19 protein-coding genes are annotated in these 18,135 nt (G+C 40.5%); 13 read left to right on the top strand and 6 right to left on the bottom strand.

Translation table 11 applies throughout. From position 1 onward, the window contains the following. Nucleotides 1-228: 228 nt before the first annotated feature. The 12 genes from GWJ01_RS12735 to rnk all read left to right on the top strand — a co-directional run bounded on the left by GWJ01_RS12735 (nucleotide 229) and on the right by rnk (nucleotide 8,886). A complete protein-coding gene (locus tag GWJ01_RS12735; protein WP_098941209.1) occupies nucleotides 229-1,209 on the top strand; it encodes a calcium/sodium antiporter in 981 nt (326 codons plus the stop codon). 18 nt (nucleotides 1,210-1,227) lie between these two features. Beyond that, nucleotides 1,228-2,202: an arabinose-5-phosphate isomerase KdsD gene (kdsD, locus tag GWJ01_RS12730; RefSeq protein WP_109393140.1), complete on the top strand. Its 975-nt coding sequence runs from the start codon at nucleotides 1,228-1,230 to the stop codon at nucleotides 2,200-2,202. 27 nt (nucleotides 2,203-2,229) lie between these two features. Continuing rightward, complete coding sequence (kdsC, locus tag GWJ01_RS12725) at nucleotides 2,230-2,787, top strand: 3-deoxy-manno-octulosonate-8-phosphatase KdsC (RefSeq protein ID WP_161711168.1); 558 nt, start codon at nucleotides 2,230-2,232, stop codon at nucleotides 2,785-2,787. Nucleotides 2,788-2,803: 16 nt separating this feature from the next. Next, a complete protein-coding gene (gene lptC, locus GWJ01_RS12720) occupies nucleotides 2,804-3,382 on the top strand; it encodes an LPS export ABC transporter periplasmic protein LptC (protein WP_075671457.1) in 579 nt (192 codons plus the stop codon). Further along, nucleotides 3,363-3,896, top strand: coding sequence for a lipopolysaccharide ABC transporter substrate-binding protein LptA (lptA, locus tag GWJ01_RS12715; RefSeq protein WP_075671459.1), 534 nt, complete (start codon nucleotides 3,363-3,365; stop codon nucleotides 3,894-3,896). Before lptC ends, lptA begins: the two co-directional genes overlap by 20 nt. A 6-nt stretch (nucleotides 3,897-3,902) precedes the next feature. Then, on the top strand, nucleotides 3,903-4,628 hold the full coding sequence (gene lptB, locus GWJ01_RS12710) for an LPS export ABC transporter ATP-binding protein (protein WP_109393139.1): 726 nt from the start codon (nucleotides 3,903-3,905) through the stop codon (nucleotides 4,626-4,628). 59 nt (nucleotides 4,629-4,687) lie between these two features. Next, nucleotides 4,688-6,169, top strand: coding sequence for an RNA polymerase factor sigma-54 (gene rpoN / locus GWJ01_RS12705; protein ID WP_109393138.1), 1,482 nt, complete (start codon nucleotides 4,688-4,690; stop codon nucleotides 6,167-6,169). 23 nt (nucleotides 6,170-6,192) lie between these two features. Further along, complete coding sequence (gene hpf / locus GWJ01_RS12700) at nucleotides 6,193-6,480, top strand: ribosome hibernation promoting factor (RefSeq protein ID WP_036913954.1); 288 nt, start codon at nucleotides 6,193-6,195, stop codon at nucleotides 6,478-6,480. A gap of 149 nt (nucleotides 6,481-6,629) precedes the next feature. Continuing rightward, nucleotides 6,630-7,097 (top strand): PTS IIA-like nitrogen regulatory protein PtsN, encoded by a 468-nt coding sequence (ptsN, locus tag GWJ01_RS12695; protein WP_023582879.1) that lies wholly within the window; start codon nucleotides 6,630-6,632, stop codon nucleotides 7,095-7,097. Between the two features lie 79 nt (nucleotides 7,098-7,176). Continuing rightward, nucleotides 7,177-8,031 (top strand): RNase adapter RapZ, encoded by an 855-nt coding sequence (gene rapZ, locus GWJ01_RS12690; RefSeq protein WP_023582880.1) that lies wholly within the window; start codon nucleotides 7,177-7,179, stop codon nucleotides 8,029-8,031. After that, on the top strand, nucleotides 8,028-8,300 hold the full coding sequence (npr, locus tag GWJ01_RS12685) for a PTS phosphocarrier protein NPr (protein ID WP_006535359.1): 273 nt from the start codon (nucleotides 8,028-8,030) through the stop codon (nucleotides 8,298-8,300). Before rapZ ends, npr begins: the two co-directional genes overlap by 4 nt. Nucleotides 8,301-8,475: 175 nt before the next feature. After that, complete coding sequence (rnk, locus tag GWJ01_RS12680) at nucleotides 8,476-8,886, top strand: nucleoside diphosphate kinase regulator (protein ID WP_109393137.1); 411 nt, start codon at nucleotides 8,476-8,478, stop codon at nucleotides 8,884-8,886. A 117-nt stretch (nucleotides 8,887-9,003) separates the two neighbouring features. Here the strand turns inward: rnk and pmbA are convergent, their stop codons facing one another. After that, nucleotides 9,004-10,332, bottom strand: a complete 1,329-nt coding sequence (gene pmbA, locus GWJ01_RS12675) for a metalloprotease PmbA (RefSeq protein ID WP_109393136.1) — start codon at nucleotides 10,330-10,332, stop codon at nucleotides 9,004-9,006. Between the two features lie 187 nt (nucleotides 10,333-10,519). Between pmbA and yjgA the strand changes: the two genes are divergently transcribed. Next, the gene (gene yjgA, locus GWJ01_RS12670; RefSeq protein ID WP_088495963.1) at nucleotides 10,520-11,080 is read left to right on the top strand and encodes a ribosome biogenesis factor YjgA; all 561 of its coding nucleotides are present in this window, start codon (nucleotides 10,520-10,522) and stop codon (nucleotides 11,078-11,080) included. A gap of 73 nt (nucleotides 11,081-11,153) precedes the next feature. Here the strand turns inward: yjgA and GWJ01_RS12665 are convergent, their stop codons facing one another. From GWJ01_RS12665 to yhdP, 5 genes are all read right to left on the bottom strand, one after another. Next, nucleotides 11,154-11,435, bottom strand: coding sequence for a barstar family protein (locus GWJ01_RS12665; protein ID WP_075671469.1), 282 nt, complete (start codon nucleotides 11,433-11,435; stop codon nucleotides 11,154-11,156). Continuing rightward, nucleotides 11,435-11,935: a ribonuclease domain-containing protein gene (locus GWJ01_RS12660; protein ID WP_109401363.1), complete on the bottom strand. Its 501-nt coding sequence runs from the start codon at nucleotides 11,933-11,935 to the stop codon at nucleotides 11,435-11,437. Before GWJ01_RS12660 ends, GWJ01_RS12665 begins: the two co-directional genes overlap by 1 nt. 86 nt (nucleotides 11,936-12,021) lie before the next feature. Further along, on the bottom strand, nucleotides 12,022-13,467 hold the full coding sequence (gene tldD / locus GWJ01_RS12655; protein WP_161711167.1) for a metalloprotease TldD: 1,446 nt from the start codon (nucleotides 13,465-13,467) through the stop codon (nucleotides 12,022-12,024). After that, a complete protein-coding gene (gene nit1 / locus GWJ01_RS12650; protein WP_109393133.1) occupies nucleotides 13,464-14,324 on the bottom strand; it encodes a deaminated glutathione amidase in 861 nt (286 codons plus the stop codon). Before nit1 ends, tldD begins: the two co-directional genes overlap by 4 nt. Next, nucleotides 14,321-18,121 (bottom strand): AsmA2 domain-containing protein YhdP, encoded by a 3,801-nt coding sequence (gene yhdP / locus GWJ01_RS12645; protein WP_109401365.1) that lies wholly within the window; start codon nucleotides 18,119-18,121, stop codon nucleotides 14,321-14,323. Before yhdP ends, nit1 begins: the two co-directional genes overlap by 4 nt. Nucleotides 18,122-18,135: the final 14 nt, after the last annotated feature.

The raw sequence follows: 18,135 nt of genomic DNA, 5'->3' as shown, positions 1-18,135 counted from the left end.
CCTCAAGCCTGTCTGCATAAACGAATTTTTACGCTATTTTGGCAGGTCATTCGCTATGTTACAAAGAAATCACCACTATTTAGCAATTTATTGCACGGTTAATTTTACTTTTCGTGCTTGGCTAGTCAAAATATGGTTAATTAGCAAAACCTTTTGACAATATGTTTTTTTATCAGCCCTGTCTTATTGGTTTTTTCTTTATTCGCTCATTGTTGGAAAACTGATGGCATGTTGATTACTTTGTCTCTTTTAATTTTTGGATTGATGCTACTCGTTTATGCATCAGACCGATTAGTTTATGGTGCGAGCGTTTTTGCGCAATCGTTAAAAATCCCACCAGCCGTTATCGGTATCTTAATTGTAGGCACTGGTACTTCACTGCCTGAGCTTTTTGTTTCAACCGATGCAGCTGTACATAATTTGCCTGATATTGCTATCGGGACGGCCATTGGCTCAACACTCACCAACCTTCTTCTCATCGCAGGTATTGGCGCGATGATTTATCCCATGAACATTCAATCCGCAGTGCTCAAAAAAGAGCTTCCCTTGATGATTATAGTCATCATGCTCGTTGGCATTATCGTTTCTAGCGGAAACTTAGGGCTTAGAGAAGGTACGCTACTCTTTTTTATTGGTTTTGCATCCATCTTTCTAATGATAAAAACGATGCATAAAACACTCACGCAAGAGCGTCACGTATTACCTTTAGAAACCTTAACGCGTTTCGAATTACAGACAAATCCCCGTAATTCTGTTGCACTTTTTTGGGTTGTTATTGCTTTACTTATTATTCCAGTTGCTACTCAAATGATATTGGATAATGTCTTTATTTTAATGCAACAGTATCATCTTAGTGGCTTTTTTGTTGGTTTAACCTTGCTATCTATAGGAACAAGCCTACCTGAATTAGCCACAACTATTGTGGCAGCACTAAGACGCGAGAATGAATTAGCATTAGGGAATATTATAGGTGCTAATATTTTCAATCTAACTTTTGTGTTAGGAATGCCAGCATTACTCTCACCAAGCACATTTAATATCAACACATTTTATTTTAGCTTTGCTGTGCTTGGTGTCGCCAGTTTACTGTTTTCTCTCTTTTCATTAGGGCGTAAACGACGTCTTAATCGAGGTAAAGGAATATTCTTGTTAGTTTGCTTTATTGTTTATATTACGGTGTTGTGCGTCGCACATTCTCTCTTAACCTAAAATAAATGGTACAAAAAAATGACCGAGTTTGATTTTCAGCAAGCGGGTAAAAAAGTCCTTCATATTGAGCGTGATGGGTTAGCTGAACTAGAACAATATATCAATGATGACTTCACTCTTGCCTGCGAAAAAATTTTTCACTGCCAAGGTCGAGTGATTGTTATGGGTATGGGTAAATCTGGCCATATTGGACATAAAATTGCGGCTACATTCGCCAGCACAGGAACACCTTCTTTCTTCGTTCATCCCGGTGAAGCAAGCCATGGTGACTTAGGCATGGTGACAGAAAAAGATATCGTTCTGGCAATTTCAAACTCAGGTGAAGCCAGCGAGATCCTCGCGCTGATCCCAGTACTTAAACGTAAACAGATAACACTGATTTGTATGACACGCACTCCTCAAAGTACAATGGGGAAAGCGTCTGATATTCATCTTTGTATTAAAGTACCTAAAGAAGCCTGTCCTTTAGGCCTTGCACCAACAACCAGTACAACGGCAACCTTGGTAATGGGGGATGCACTCGCGATCGCACTGTTACGTGCCCGTGGATTTACTGCTGAAGATTTTGCTCTTTCTCATCCAGGTGGTGCGTTAGGTCGTAAATTACTCCTTCATGTCAGTGATTTAATGAATAAAGAGGCAGATATTCCACGCGTCACTAAAGACGCCACTTTACGTGAAGCACTTGTCGAGATAACCCGTAAAAAATTAGGTATGACCGTCATTTGTGATGATAGTATGCTGATCAACGGTATCTTTACTGACGGTGATTTACGAAGAATATTTGATTTAGGGATAGACCTTAATAATGCCAAAATATCAGATGTTATGACAAAAGGCGGTATTCGTATTCGCCCTGATTGTTTGGCGGTTGAAGCACTGAATTTAATGCAAGCAAAACATATCACCTCGCTATTAGTAACAGAACAAGATAGTGATATCCTGTTAGGTGTTTTACATATGCATGATTTATTACAGGCTGGTGTTGTATAAGCTATTCATAACATTCGAAGGATAAAAATGAATACAATGATAGAAACTTGTTATGGTGCAGTAAGTGAGCAAATCATCAAAAAAGCAGAAAAAATCCAATTGCTGATTTGTGATGTTGATGGTGTGATGTCTGACGGACTCATTTACATGGGCAATAATGGCGAAGAATTAAAAGCCTTTAATGTCCGTGATGGGTATGGCATCCGTTGTTTGCTTACATCCGGCATTGAGGTTGCTATCATTACAGGTCGTCACTCTAAGCTGTTAGAAGATCGTGCTAAAACCCTTGGCATTACATATCTTTACCAAGGTCAGCATAATAAGCTTTTGGCGTATCAACAACTGTTAGATACACTAAACCTTAAACCTGAACAAACAGCCTATATTGGTGACGACCTGATTGATTTACCTGTAATGGAAAAAGTGGGACTTTCTGTCGCCGTGGCTGATGCACATCCATTACTAACACCTCGTGCAAATTACGTGACACGCATTGCAGGTGGTCGTGGTGCAGTACGAGAATTGTGTGATTTAATCCTTTTAGCGCAAGGTCGGCTTGAAGAAGCTAAAGGTCTTTCGATTTAACGTATAACGATACAGAATGAATAAATTAAAATCCTGGTTTACCTTAATTCTTGCCATTATCGCCCTTGGGCTGATTGGCTGGAACTATACTAATAACACTGAATTCGGTGATGGTGAGATTGTTGATGATGGTCAGCCAACCTATCAATCCAAATCATCGATATCTTTTGTTTACGAGCCAACAGGTATACTCGGATATAAACTTGTTGCTGATGATGTCAAAAACTATGCTCAGCAAAAGTTTACATGGTTTACTAACCCTGTCTTAACTACCTATTCACCGACAGGGGATGCAACATGGACAGTACGCGCAAATAAAGCCAAGCTAACAAACAGTAAAATGCTCTATCTTTATGGCGATGTTCAAATTGATAGCTTAACGGATGATTCTCAGCTACAGAGAATAAGCACAGACAATGCTATTGCAAATTTGGATACACAGGATGTTTCCTCTGATGATGAAGTGACTATTATCGGCGTCGGACTGAAATCAGTCGGCTTAAAAATGCGAGGCAATCTGCGCGAGAAACGTGCAGAGCTGATTGAAAAGGTAAACACCTATTATGAGATCCCTAATGAATCAAAAAATCCGTAATACACTGATTATCGGTACACTTTTAGCGATAAGTGTACCTGCGATGGCGCTTAAAGATGACACACAACAACCTATTGTTGTGAACTCAGAGAAACAGTCGCTTGATCTAGAAAAAAACGTCACAACCTTTACACAAAATGTTGTGATCAAACAAGGTTCTATCGATATTCGTGCTGATAAAGTTGTTGTCACACGCCCAGGCGGTGACTCCAAAAGGATCGTAATAGAAGCGTTTGGTAACCCTGTGACTTTTTATCAGTTACAAGATGATGGCAAACCTATCAAAGGTCGTGGCGAGAAAATGACCTATGAAATGGATAAAGAGTTAATGACCTTAACGGGTAAAGCCTATCTTGAACAATTAGACAGTAATATCACCGGTGATAAGATCACTTATCTCGTCCCAACTCAGCAAATGGAAGCTTTTAGCGGTAAAGGTAAACAAGTAACTACTGTTTTACTGCCTTCCCAGTTGCAAGAGAAAGGCCCTGGTGTTAACAACAAAGGTAAGTAACACTTTATGGCGCTGTTAAAAGCTGAAAATTTAGCGAAAGCATACAAAGGGCGCACCGTTGTCGGTGATGTGAGCCTGAACGTTAATTCAGGTGAGATTGTCGGCTTACTTGGACCTAATGGTGCAGGTAAAACAACCACATTTTATATGGTTGTTGGCATTGTAGCTCGTGATGCAGGTAGTATTACAATTGATGATGAAGACATTACGCTGTTACCGTTACATGAACGAGCACGTAAAGGCATTGGTTATCTTCCTCAAGAAGCGTCTATTTTTAGACGCTTAAGCGTTTATGACAACATTATGGGGATCTTAGAAATCCGTCATGATCTAACACCTGAAGGACGAAAAGACCGTGCAGAAGAGCTGCTAGAAGAGTTTAATGTCAGCCACTTACGTAACAGCTTAGGGCAATCATTATCAGGGGGTGAACGCCGTCGTGTTGAAATCGCACGGGCATTGGCAGCAAACCCTAAATTCATTTTATTAGATGAACCTTTTGCGGGTGTTGACCCTATTTCCGTATTAGATATTAAAAAAATTATCCAGCATCTACGTGATTATGGATTAGGTGTACTGATTACTGACCATAACGTTCGTGAAACATTAGATGTGTGTGAACGTGCTTATATCGTCAGCCAAGGTCACCTTATTGCTCATGGTTCACCAGAAGAAATTCTTGAAAATGAGCAAGTTAAACGTGTTTACTTAGGTGAAGGCTTCCGCCTGTAATCTTTGATTCACTTTTACTCTGTCATGGATGACAACAGCAAAGGACTCATCGCATTATTATGAAACAAAGTCTGCAACTTCGTCTTAGTCAGCAACTGGCAATGACGCCACAGCTACAACAGGCTATTCGTTTGTTGCAACTTTCGACGCTTGAATTACAACAAGAAATTCAGCAAGCGCTTGAGTCTAATCCACTTCTAGAACAAGACGATGATCAGCAAGATCCCGTTTCAGATGATACCTCTCATACAGAAAATCAGTCAGACTCCACAACAGAAACAACAACTGAAAACGAAGTTGAAGAGTTCGATACGCTGGATGCTTTAGAGCAAAAAGAGATGCCTGACGATCTCCCTTTAGATACTCAATGGGAAGAGATCTACACCGCAGGCACACCTTCTGGCACCAGTAATGACTATACTGATGATGAACTTCCACTGTATCAAGGCGAAACAACTGCTTCATTGCAAGATTACCTAACATGGCAGGCTGATCTCACTCCGTTTTCAGAAACAGACAGAGCAATTGCGATAAGTATTATCGATGCTATTGATGAAACAGGATATTTAACTGTCACAACAGATGACATCCTTGCTGGAATGGGCGATGATGAGTTAGAGCTTGATGAAGTCGAAGTTGTATTAAAACGTATCCAACGCTTTGATCCTATTGGTGTTGCTGCGCGTGATTTAAAAGAGTGTCTTTTGATTCAGCTATCCGCTTTTTCAACAGAAACACCTTATCTTAAAGAAACGCAGTTAGTGATTAGCCAATATTTAGAGTTGCTAGGTAACCGTGACTTTCGCCAATTGATGCGTCAAACGAAGTTACGAGAAGAGACACTTAAATCTGTTATTGAGATGATCCAGTCTCTTGATCCTAAGCCCGGATTAAGTATTGATACAGGCGAGTCAGAGTATGTTATTCCAGATATACTGGTAAAAAAATCAGGTGAACGCTGGCAAGTTGAGTTAAATACAGATAGCATTCCTCGCCTACGAATAAATGAGACCTATGCGGCATTGGGTCAATCAACTCAAAATGAGAGCGATGGAAAATTTATTCGTGACAATTTACAAGAAGCCAAATGGCTGATAAAAAGTTTAGAAAGCCGTAATGAGACATTATTAAAAGTCGCTCATTGCATTGTTGACACACAGCAGGCATTTTTCGAATTGGGTGAAGAGCATATGAAACCCCTTGTGTTAGCAGATATTGCTGAACAGGTTGAAATGCACGAATCCACCATTTCTCGAGTGACAACGCAAAAATTTTTGCATTGCCCAAGAGGAATTTTCGAATTGAAGTATTTTTTCTCTAGCCATGTGAATACTGATAGCGGAGGCGAAGCCTCTTCAACAGCAATCAGGGCTTTAGTGAAGAAACTCATCGCAGCAGAAAATCCAGCGAAACCACTTAGTGATAGTAAACTGGCTGATATGCTCGGAGAACTTGGAATACAAGTTGCTCGACGCACTGTTGCGAAGTATAGAGAGTCATTATCCATCCCGCCTTCAAATCAACGCAAAGAGTTGGTTTGAGCATAATTGAGAAGGAAGACACTATGGAACTTCAAATCACTGGTCATAATATTGAATTAACCGATGCTCTGCGTGACACAGTCAAAGCAAAAAGCGCGAAATTACCTCAGTTCTTTGACAAAATTAATAACGTTCAGGTGATCCTGAAAGTCGAGAAAGTTAATAAAATCGCGGAAGCGACCATTCAAGTTAATGGCGGTGAGTTGCATGCTTCTGCAGAAGCAGAAGATATGTACGCAGCAATTGATGGATTAATGGATAAGCTGGCTCGTCAATTAACCAAACACAAAGATAAACTGAGACAACATTAATTCATTTCCCATTGTAAAATGGGGATACAATCGGCGAAGTTACTGCGTTGTTTATGACTCGGTTTAATCCAACGCCTAATCAATATCAGTAACAAAAAACCAGATGTCACTTTGTGGCATCTGGTTTGCTGGTCTAAGTGAATAAGACAATGAACAACGATACAAAGATGAATATTAGCGACGTACTTTCTCTGGCATGTACGCATAATGATGTACATTGCACGAGTAAAAAGCGCGCGTTAGAAATTATCAGTGAAAATGCAGCAAAAGCACTTAATTTACCCGAAACACTGATATTTGAAGCTTTATTGACGCGTGAAAAAGTCGGTACAACAGGGATTGGGGGTGGTTTAGCTATCCCTCATGGACGTATTGAAAGTGATGAAACAGAAAAAGTAGTTGGTGTGTTTCTTCACCTAAGCGAACCTATTGCCTTCGACGCTATTGATAATCAACCTGTCGACTTGTTGTTCGCATTACTCGTTCCTGCGACACAATGTAAGGAACATTTACACACACTGTCTTTGATTGCAAAACAGTTGGCAGACAAAAACTTATGTCGCCGACTACGCTCCGCACAAAGTGATGAAGAGCTTTATCAGATTATCACAGAATAACCCCTACGGGTTTAGTAGGACGCGAATAGCATACAGTGGAATGATATTCATCACTGGGAAATTATAGGGGAGCTACCTCATGGTGCTGATGATAGTCAGCGGACGCTCTGGTTCAGGTAAGTCAGTCGCTTTGCGTGCGCTTGAAGACATGGGATTTTATTGTGTTGATAACTTACCTGTTGATCTTTTACCTGAGCTCGCAAAAACACTGGCTGAACGTGATGCTTCTGCTGCCGCAGTCAGTATTGATGTCCGAAATATGCCAGAGTCGCCGGAGATCTTCGAAAAAGCGCTGGAAAGTTTACCCGCTGAATATTCTCCACAACTCTTATTTTTAGATGCAGATAGAAATACCTTAATTCGTCGTTATAGTGATACTCGACGTCTTCACCCTCTTTCGACCAAGAACCTTTCATTAGAAATGGCAATTGATACCGAAAGTGATCTACTTGAGCCATTGCGATCACGCGCTGATCTCATCATTGATACTTCTGAGATGTCAGTTCATGAGCTCGCAGAAATGTTGCGTACTCGCTTATTAGGTAAGCGTGAACGTGAGCTGACGATGGTCTTTGAATCGTTTGGCTTTAAGCATGGTATTCCTATTGATGCAGACTATGTTTTTGATGTGCGCTTCTTACCAAATCCACATTGGGATCCTAAACTGCGCCCAATGACAGGTCTTGATCGCCCTGTCGCAGCATTTTTAGATAGACACACCGAAGTTCATAACTTTATTTATCAAACTAGAAGCTACCTTGAACTTTGGTTGCCGATGTTAGAAACCAATAACCGTAGTTATTTGACGGTTGCGATTGGTTGTACGGGTGGTAAACACCGTTCTGTTTATGTTGCGGAGCAACTCGCAGATTATTTCCGCTCTAGAGGGAAAAACGTACAATCACGCCACAGAACACTAGAAAAACGCAAATGACCCAATATCGACAAGTTGCGATTAAAAATCGACTCGGTATGCATGCAAGACCTGCGATGAAATTGTTTGATTTAGTAAAAACATTTCAATCAACCGTCATTTTACGCAACAACGAAGGGGTTGAAGCACAAGCGGATAGTGTGATTGCTATGCTGATGTTAGATTCAGAGCAAGGCAGTCAAATTGATATAGAAGTTACTGGTAGTGATGAAAATGAAGCTATTGATGCTATTATCGCATTATTTGAATCGGGGTTTGATGAAGAATAATCGTAATAGAAAACAATAGATTAGCATTTCTTAACTAAATAACCCGAAAGAGACTGTGATCACTGTCTCTTTCTTTTTTATACAGAACCGCCTATTATCTCTTATATGAGTTTAACAACACCCCCACTTCACCCGTGGGGGTGTTGTTTTGCATTGGAATAAATTGGAGTGTGGTATGACAAAGCCAACAATTATCATCAACGAACTTGATGCTGAACGTTTAGATTCATTACTTGAACAACCGGCATTTGCAGATAGCCCGATTGCTGAAGCATTGAATGAAGAATTAGATCGTGCTGACATTGTTACACCAGCTGATATCCCTGCTAATATTGTCACAATGAACAGCAAAGTCCGTTTTATGGACTTAAAAAATAATGAAGAGCGTACTCGTACGTTAGTGTATCCGGCTTCATTAAAAGACAGCACTACTGAACTTTCCGTTATGGCACCAATGGGTGCTGCGCTACTAGGTTTAGCGGTTGATGATGAGATCAGTTGGAAGCTGCCAAATGGCCTTGAAACCAAGGTTAAAGTATTAGAAATTCTATACCAACCGGAAGCTGCGGGTGAATTACACCGTTAAACAGAGCTGAAGGTTCGCGTCTTATTTTTATCTTCTCAAATTGAAAAGCACACTGATAAACGCGATATCTCAGCCCATTGCGGGCTGAGATTAAAGGTCGCGATAAGTATCTAAAATTTACTCACCTGCAATACTCATTTCTGGTAATAACAACGATCCACACTGAACATTACTGCGTATCTCGATATCATCACCCATAGTGGCAATATTTGCCCACATATCTTTTAAGTTACCGGCAATAGTCACTTCGCTTACAGGGTATTGGATTTCACCATTTTCAACCCAAAAACCGCTCGCGCCACGAGAATAATCACCCGTTACTGTGCTGACGCCTTGTCCCATCAATTCAGTGACAACAAGACCTGTTCCCATCTCTTTTAACAATGCATCAAACGATAAACCTTGCCCAGGGATATACCAGTTATGGATCCCACCAGCATGACCATTACTTTTTAAACCCAGTTTTCTTGCTGAATAAGTGGTTAATAGCCACTCTTGTAATACACCATCTTTAATGATTTCGGCATCTGTTGTGCGCACACCTTCGCTATCAAACGGTGTTGATGCCAAGCCTCTCATTAAGTGAGGACGCTCTTGAATATTTAACCATTGAGGGAAAATTTGCTTACCTAAACTATCGAGTAAACAAGAAGACTCTCGATAAATCATGCTACCACTGATTGCCGCAACTAAATGACCAAAAATACCTGTCGCAACATCGGCTGCAAAAATAACGGGGGCTTTCATGGTTGGCAGCTTACGAGGTGCAAGGCGAGATAAAGTACGGCGAGCACACTCTTGACCTACCCATTCAGGTGATTCTAGATCATCAAAACGACGACTAATGGTGTAGGCATAATCGCGCTCCATATCTTCACCATCACGAGCAATAACACAACTCGACATAGAATAGCGTGAAGATGAATAGCTTTTTAATAAGCCAAGGCTATTACCAAATACACGGGTTCCACTGTGGCTATTAAAGCTGCCTCCTTCTGTATTAATAATTCGGCTATCACTATCTAAAGCGGCTTTTTCTGCTCTTGATGCTAATTCAATCGCTTTATCTGCCGTTACCTCAGTAGGATGGTAAAGATCAAGGAAAGGCGCATCAAAGGCTAATAGTTCTTGATCAGCAGGTCCTGCATACGGATCAATGGAAGTGTAGCGCGCAATATCCACAGCGGCCTGTACAGCACGCTTAATTGCATCAGGGCTTAAATCTGTTGAAGATGCACTACCTTTACGTTGTTGTTGGTAAACCGTAATGCCTAAAGCACCATCACTGTTAAATTCAACATTTTCAACTTCACCATAACGCGTACTCACACTTATGCCCGTCGATTTATTAATAGCGACTTCGGCACTATCACACTGTTTCGCAGCCAGCTCTAATGCGAGTGAGACGGCGTCTTCAAGCTGTTTTACCTGATCTGAATTATTCATTGAGAACCATTTTTCCTAAGGAGAACACCACTTTTTACTTATTTTTAGCAAAGTAAATCAATTGACAGGTGGTCAACAAGCGATTTTCCCAGTTACAATAGAAGATATATGAATGTTATCACCCGTCGGGCTTTTGGTCATTCACCAAATCACACTCCCGGCTTACTCTGCAACAGGAATTTTTATTATGGCAAAGCAGCCTGAAGAGTGGCATTACCTCAATCCTGAATTTGACGATACGTCGTCAGAAGAGGAAGAAGAGGACGAAATCATCTGGGTCAGCAAAAGTGAAATTAAACGTGATGCTGAAGCACTCAAAAAACTGGGTACTGAATTAGTTGAATTAAGTGCGCAAGAGTTAGAACGTGTGCCATTAGATGAAAAATTATTAGCCTCTATTCAATTAGCACAAAAAGTACAGCGTGAAGCACGCCGCCGCCAAATTCAATATATTGGAAAACTACTGCGCAATGTGGACGAAGATCCGATCCGCCAAGCGCTTGATAAACTGAAAAACCGCCATAACCAACAGATCTTAGTGTTACATAAACTAGAAGATCTGCGAATTCGCCTTGTTGAAGGTGGTAATGAAGTGATTGAAGAAGTCGTGGCGCTTTATCCAATGGCCGATCGCCAACAATTACGCACACTTATCCGTAATGCAAAAAAAGAAAAAGAAGCGAATAAACCACCAAAATCATTCCGCTTACTATTCCAATATCTAAAAGATTTATCAGAATCAGCATAAAACCTGATCATCCTGAAAACGCAGTGTAAATTCAGTATCACTGCGATTTTCAGGACGAGCCTTCTACGCTTAATTACTTTTGCGCTTTATGCTCACAATGAAAGCTCAATACGTCTTTACCAAGCTCATTTTGTGCTTCTTGCATCACTTCCACTAAAGGCTGAAAATCACGGGAATGATGAGGTAGATGCTTAAACACAATACTGACAGGCAATTCTATTCCTCCCACTAACGCATCCCATAATGCATCTAGGTTATCGCCAAAATTATCATCTAACTGAAATTGCAGTGCAAAATCCTGATAAAAAGCATCTCTATCTACTAGCATCTTAAAATCGAAGATAACCTGTTTCATTAAGGAGCAACCTTTGTCATTGTGCGATAATGGTCGGTGGTGACATAAATCAACCCATCATTCGAATAGAGCAATCTGTCGCTACCACGATGACCACAGTGATAATTCACATCAGCTTCATACCACTGGCGTCCTGCTTCTTCTGGTAGCTGTTTTTCACGGTTCATAAAACGATCACCACCAATTGCTCTTCCCGGCAGAACTTCACATAAGTTACCTTCTTTCGCATTCCAGCCTTGCTCTCTTGCCTGTCTTTTAGTGAGATAAAAACTCGGTAGCTGTTGATGACGTTGTAAATAGTTAGCCACTACATTGGCTTGTGTTTTTTCATCAATAGAAAGAGGGATTTGTGCTGGTTTATTGCTGCTGTTGCTTGATGATGTTGGAACAGAAACTGGCGATGAAGAGGATGATACTTTCGCTTCAGGAAGTAAACCTTTATAGAGAACACCAAATAAAACAGCAATAACAATAATAACTGGTAATAAACGTTTACCCATAAATTAGCACCTTCACTGTCTCTGGGATAAAAAACTCCATCAAAAGATGGAGTTTAATTAATACGTATAAATAACTATAACAAAGATTAAGCAGTACCACCTACGGTGATCTTATCAAGCTTCAACGTTGGTTGACCCACACCAACAGGGAGGCTTTGTCCTTCTTTACCACAAACGCCGACTCCTTTATCTAAAGCGAGATCATTACCCACCATAGAGACCTGTTGCATGGCTTCAATACCTGAACCAATCAGAGTTGCCCCTTTAATGGGTTTTGTTATTTTCCCATTCTCAATTAAATAAGCTTCTGAAGTTGAGAAAACAAATTTACCCGATGTGATATCAACCTGGCCACCACCAAAGTTTGGTGCATAAATACCGCGATCAACGCTGGCAATAATTTCTTCAGGCGAAGATTTGCCTGCTAACATATAGGTGTTCGTCATACGAGGCATAGGAAGATGCGCATAAGACTCACGACGACCATTTCCTGTTGGTGCAACACCCATTAAACGTGCATTCATCTTATCTTGCATATAGCCTTTTAAGATGCCGTTTTCGATTAAAACATTGTATTGACCCGGAACACCTTCATCGTCGATAGCAACAGAGCCTCGACGGCCTTCAAGAGTACCATCATCAACAATCGTACAAAGCTCGGAAGTGACTTTCTCACCAAGGCGACCAGAAAATACAGATGTTTCACGGCGGTTAAAATCACCTTCTAAACCATGACCCACAGCTTCATGCAATAATACACCCGGCCATCCTGCACCTAATACCACAGGCATTGTTCCCGCTGGTGCTGCAATCGCAGATAAATTCACTAATGCCATACGTACTGCTTCACGAGCATAAGTGACTGCATGGCTTTCACCATCCAATTTAGTTAAGAAATAGTCATAACCAAAGCGACCACCACCGCCACTTGCACCACGCTCACGTTTGCCATCTTCTTCCACCAGCACGCTGACAGAAAGGCGAACTAAAGGACGTACATCAGCGGCTAACGTACCATCAGTTGCAACAACCAGCACATGCTCATAAACACCAGTTAATGACGCATTAACTTGTTTAACGCGTTTATCTTCAGCACGAGCGGCTTTATCTACCTCATGCAATAATGCAATTTTCTCTTCGCGAGAGAGGCTTTGCAGAGGATCATTTAAGCTGTATAGCGGAGAATGTTGAATAGCACCTAAAGTATGGATACGACCATTACCTTTAGCTTGAACAATACTTCGTGCAGCATGAGCACTTTGGTTAAGTGCGTTAAGCGTTAGTTGGTCAGCATAAGCAAAACCGGTTTTTTCACCGTAAATTGCTCTAACGCCAACACCTTGATCAATATTGTAAGAGCCATCTTTAATAATCTGATCGTCGAGGACCCAAGCCTCGTGATAACTGGACTGAAAATAAAGATCACCATAATCAATTTGACGCTGTGCAAGCTGCTCTAGTGTTGATGCTAAATCATCTAAACTAAGTTTGTTTGCTTCCAACAGACTTTCGCTGACAACAGCTAAACTCATAATTCTTCTTTATCCTTAACTTTTTTGATTAAGTGGGTCAGTTTCGGGCGAAAACGGTTATGTTTTACAACTCGGATCTGTTCACGCATACCGTGTAAACTTTCGACACCAACATTCAGCGTTAGCGCACTGACAGCATCAGGGTTCTTTTTCAAGACTTTACCCCAGCCATCAACCGCCATAGTATGACCCCAAGTCCGGCGCGTATCATGTGTACCCACTTGTGCTGGCGCTAAGATAATACACTGATTCTCAATGGCACGAGCACGTAATAAAGGTTCCCAGTGTGCTTTTCCTGTTAAACGGGTAAAAGCAGCTGGCACAGAGATTATCTCGGCACCTTTTTCTCTTAATGCTTGGAAAATACCTGGGAAGCGTAAGTCATAACAGATCGTTAAACCTAATTTCCCAACGGGAGTATCAACAACGGTTAAGCGTTCACCACGTTGATAAATAGAAGACTCATTATATTCACCTTGCTCATCATCAATACTGACATCAAACATATGGATTTTGTCATAACGAGCGCGAATAACCCCTTCATCATCAAACACCAAGCTACTGCTGGTAATTTGGTCTGGAGAGTCTCGACTAATCAATGGCATAGAACCGACTAAGATCCATACTTTGTAACGCTGAGCCATTTTAGCGATAGCATTTTGTAAAGGCCCATCGCCCTGAATTTCAGCGTGTTTATGGTAATCTTTAGAGTTTGAAAAAAGTAACGCATTTTCAGGTGTTAATACAAGCTTCACTGAATCGGGTAATTGCTTAATCTGTTGCTCAATTTGCGCCAGATTATTTTTTGTGTTTTTACCGCTACAAAGTTGCAAAAGTGCGACATTAACTTTTTTCATAACGCCTGATTCTCCTTAAGCTGACGCAGTACTTCGTCAATTTTGGGTTGTTCCATAGTTCCGGTCACATGATAACGGATAACTGAAATCTTACTCCAAAGTGGCCCCAGAACCTTTGATGCCGCAAACACTGCGGCGCCTGCAATTGGGTTTATAGCGAATGCAGTAGCAACACCGACTGTTGCTGAAATCTCTGGCGTTACCACAACTTGTAGGTCCATTTTACGTTCAAGTAAATCAACTTTCCCACTGATTGCAATATCAGCAATAACACCATCAATTCGGACACTATCAGCATTCATAATACCTTGATTAATCGTAATTTCACTCTTAATCGAGTCATATTCAAAATGCTCGCTGAAAGTATCTCTAAAATCAAACTGTAATTTACGTAAAAGTGCATCGAAACTCACAAGGCGAAGTAACTTACCGGCTTGTCCGACATTCACTTTTTCTATCCGCCCTTTACCTAAAGTTGATTTAATATCGCCATTTAAGGTCGCAAGCTCAAAATTCCACGGCGTATTATGCCATTGTAATGAAAAATCAGCAGAAAGAGGAGATTGCAAAATAGGAACGATATAGCCAAAGTAAGCTGCCATTTCATCAATTTCATCTGCTTTTAGCTGACCTTGTAGCTTTGTAGTGTTGTTTCCTGCGATATCATCAGACCATTCGCCATTAACATGTAGCTCACCACTGCTATTTTCTAATTTACCGTCAGTTAAAAGCAATGTGCCATTACTTTGCTTTAATGAGCCTTGAATTTGCCCTAAAAGCAGACCATTCACCCAACATTCTCGACATTCAAAATCAATAGAAGGAATATTTTTTACTGAAAATTTCAATTCATTAGGATCAGCAACGTTCGCCATTTTTAACGTTTTCTCTTCTTGGGTAGAAGAAACAGCATTAAAATAGAGATAATTAATATTCACTTGCCAAGGTGCCGATGCTTCAGGAATAAACACATCGCCTCGTAATTCATTTCCTGAAAATGCAAATTTTACACCGTCACTAACGCGCATAATTTCAGTTTGAGGATCACGCCATTTTTGCCCTGCAAAATTTAAGTCAGGCAAACTGATGTGCACATTATCAGGAAAAGTGATTTCATTTTCAGATGGCGTTAAAGATGAAAAAGCCATTAATGTTGGCAACCATTTATCACCCTCTAATCCTTTAAGAGCAATAGTTAAGCGTTGTTGTGAACTCAATTCTGGTAATTTAATAGAAGAAGAAACAAGGTTACCTTGTAATAACCGTAACTGTTTTCCTAATGTCCACTGGCTATTAAGTTTCCACTGTTTCTCAGCACCTGCATTCACACTTAAGGTTTCACTGTTACCTTTTGCAGAAATAACAATAGGTGGTGAAGTTTTTAAATCTTGCGTTTCAGGTGCAGTTAATTTGCTACTTAATGCATTGATATTTCCGGTTAAATCGACTTGATAATCGACATCGCCTTTTTCGGGGATCTTCACATCAACGTTGCCACTCCAAGGAAATACGCCACTAAATTTCTGTTGAATATCGCTAGGCAATCCTTGAATTTTTTGAATATCCCATTGGCCTTTTAAGCCCACATCGACCTGATAATTATCCGTATCATTGTGACTTGTAAATGAGAAAGCGAGAGGCTGCCCAAACCAATTAGCCGTTAATGTATCACTCTCAAGTTTGTCATTGTGATAACGAAATTGTCCACTTACGCCCTGTAAGGTGGTATCCATAAAATTCAATGTGACATCATTGTTTTTTAAATTAATATCACCAGAAGCAATCACATCTTCACCATCAAAGGGAATATCTAATTTCAATGTACCATTGATTTTCCCTGCGACTTTAAGCTCTTCAAGTGTATGACCTATACTCGCCATTTGAGAATCTAAGAAATACTCTTTCAGCTCGTCGCCTGTGGCTTGAATATCTGCATTAATTAAGATCTTCTCTTGTCGATAGCTCTCAATCACTGCACTTAAATTTGTGGCAGTGGCTTTGCCCACTTTCGCCTGTGCAGAAGACATCCATAGCCCATCATTTTTAAAATCTAAATTAATATCTAGATCGAATAATACAGGCCATTCGCTATCAAATTTAAAGGTGGCGTGTTTAACAGGGGCATAAACTTGGAACCACCCTTTGTGATTATCAAAAGGAAAATCGGCGGGATCGCCATGGAAAATAAAGGTTCCATTATCGATATTACCCGCAATAATCGCCTCTGAGAGGTATTGTGTAAGCTCTTTACCAACATATTCCTCTGGCAGATAACGCCATGCATCTCCTGCATTTGTAACTCTTACACCTGAGAGTATAGAAAGACGCTGATCTTCTCCTTGTTTCTCGTAACGAAAATCACCCGTAACCCATGCTGATGTAGCTTGAACATCTAACCCTTCACTCCAAAGAGATAAGTCATCTCCAGAATGAGTCCAATAAACTGTTCCTTTCCCTTTCTCAATATTCAGCGGTGCTTTAAACAATTCACCAGTATCTATTTCACTGTTTGCTAACGCGAAATTAAGTTCACCGCGTTGCATATTACCTTTTAATTGCCCACTGAAATGTTGTACTGAAGGGATCTCTTGCCAACGCTTCCAACCCACATTTTCCCATGAGAGATTAATCGCGCTTTGCTCGAAATGCTCAGGCGTGAGATCTAATGCAAAATCATTAACCATCCCAGAAAATTGGCGATACTGCCATTGACGAACAAAATCAGGGGTTAAAAAAGAGAATAATGGCAATACAGCATATAGCCTATCTAACTCAATATTTTTGGCACGAATACGCCATGCTTCATCATGTTGTTTTTCTTTTGGTTGATAAAGAACGGCTAAATAGCCATCAGGCCACTCTTCACCATCCATGGTAATTTTTCGAGTATAAGGAATATCAGCAAGCCAACCATTTTCTTGCCTTCTCATCCGCAGTATTAAGTCTTCAACTTTTAATGCATGTGAGGTTCCATCACTACTCCAATCCATTTCACCTTGATGAATTTGCAACTGACTTCCGGTAATACGCCCTTGAGTAATTTCAATCCAGTTAGATAAACTCGCTTTGGCTTCACCTACTCCGCTATTATTTTTTACCCACTGACTAAGCCAAGGTGAGATATCAATATCATCAGCAGTAAGAAATACTTTACCGTTATCGATTAAACCGTTCTCTGTGGTATAGAGATCAAGACGTACCTTTAATCCGCCATAATGATTAATCGGTGTATCAAGAGTGACTTCACCTTGAGCACGATGACGATTTTTTTGATTTAACCACATCAATTCAGGCACATGCAATGTACTGGTGTCTCCTGAAGGGGTTAAAAAAACAAAACGGCTTTCAATCAGTTTAAAACGATCAAACTGTTCAAGGAAAATAGAAGAAATATCATCAGGTTCAGTTAACGTTATATCTCCACTTTGCCCAGTAAAAATAGGACTGTGGTAATTAACATATAACTGTTCAAAAGTTAGCTCACGAAAATGAGGGCGAAAAGCAAATAATGAACGCCAAACATCAAAAGAAAAAGTGACTTTTTCTACCGTAACGTTCACATCTTTATTGGTTACGTTCAGCCCTTCTACTTGGATCTCTGGGCCAAAATTTTGCCACTCTCCCATGATTTTTGTCATGGAGACAGGGCTATTGAGTTGCTTCGTAAGATACGATTCTATTTCAGGGCGATAGCTATCTAAGCGAGGCAGAAAGTAGCGAAATCCGCTTAATACCAAGGCAAAAACGATGAGGCAAAAAACTGTTATCACTAACAGGTATTTAGGCAGCCGCTTCATTTTTGTCTCCTTTC

This window comes from Proteus sp. G2618, assembly GCF_009915995.1.
In the GTDB taxonomy this organism is placed as follows: Bacteria; Pseudomonadota; Gammaproteobacteria; order Enterobacterales; family Enterobacteriaceae; genus Proteus; species Proteus terrae.
This window is presented reverse-complemented; position numbering and strand designations above follow the sequence as displayed.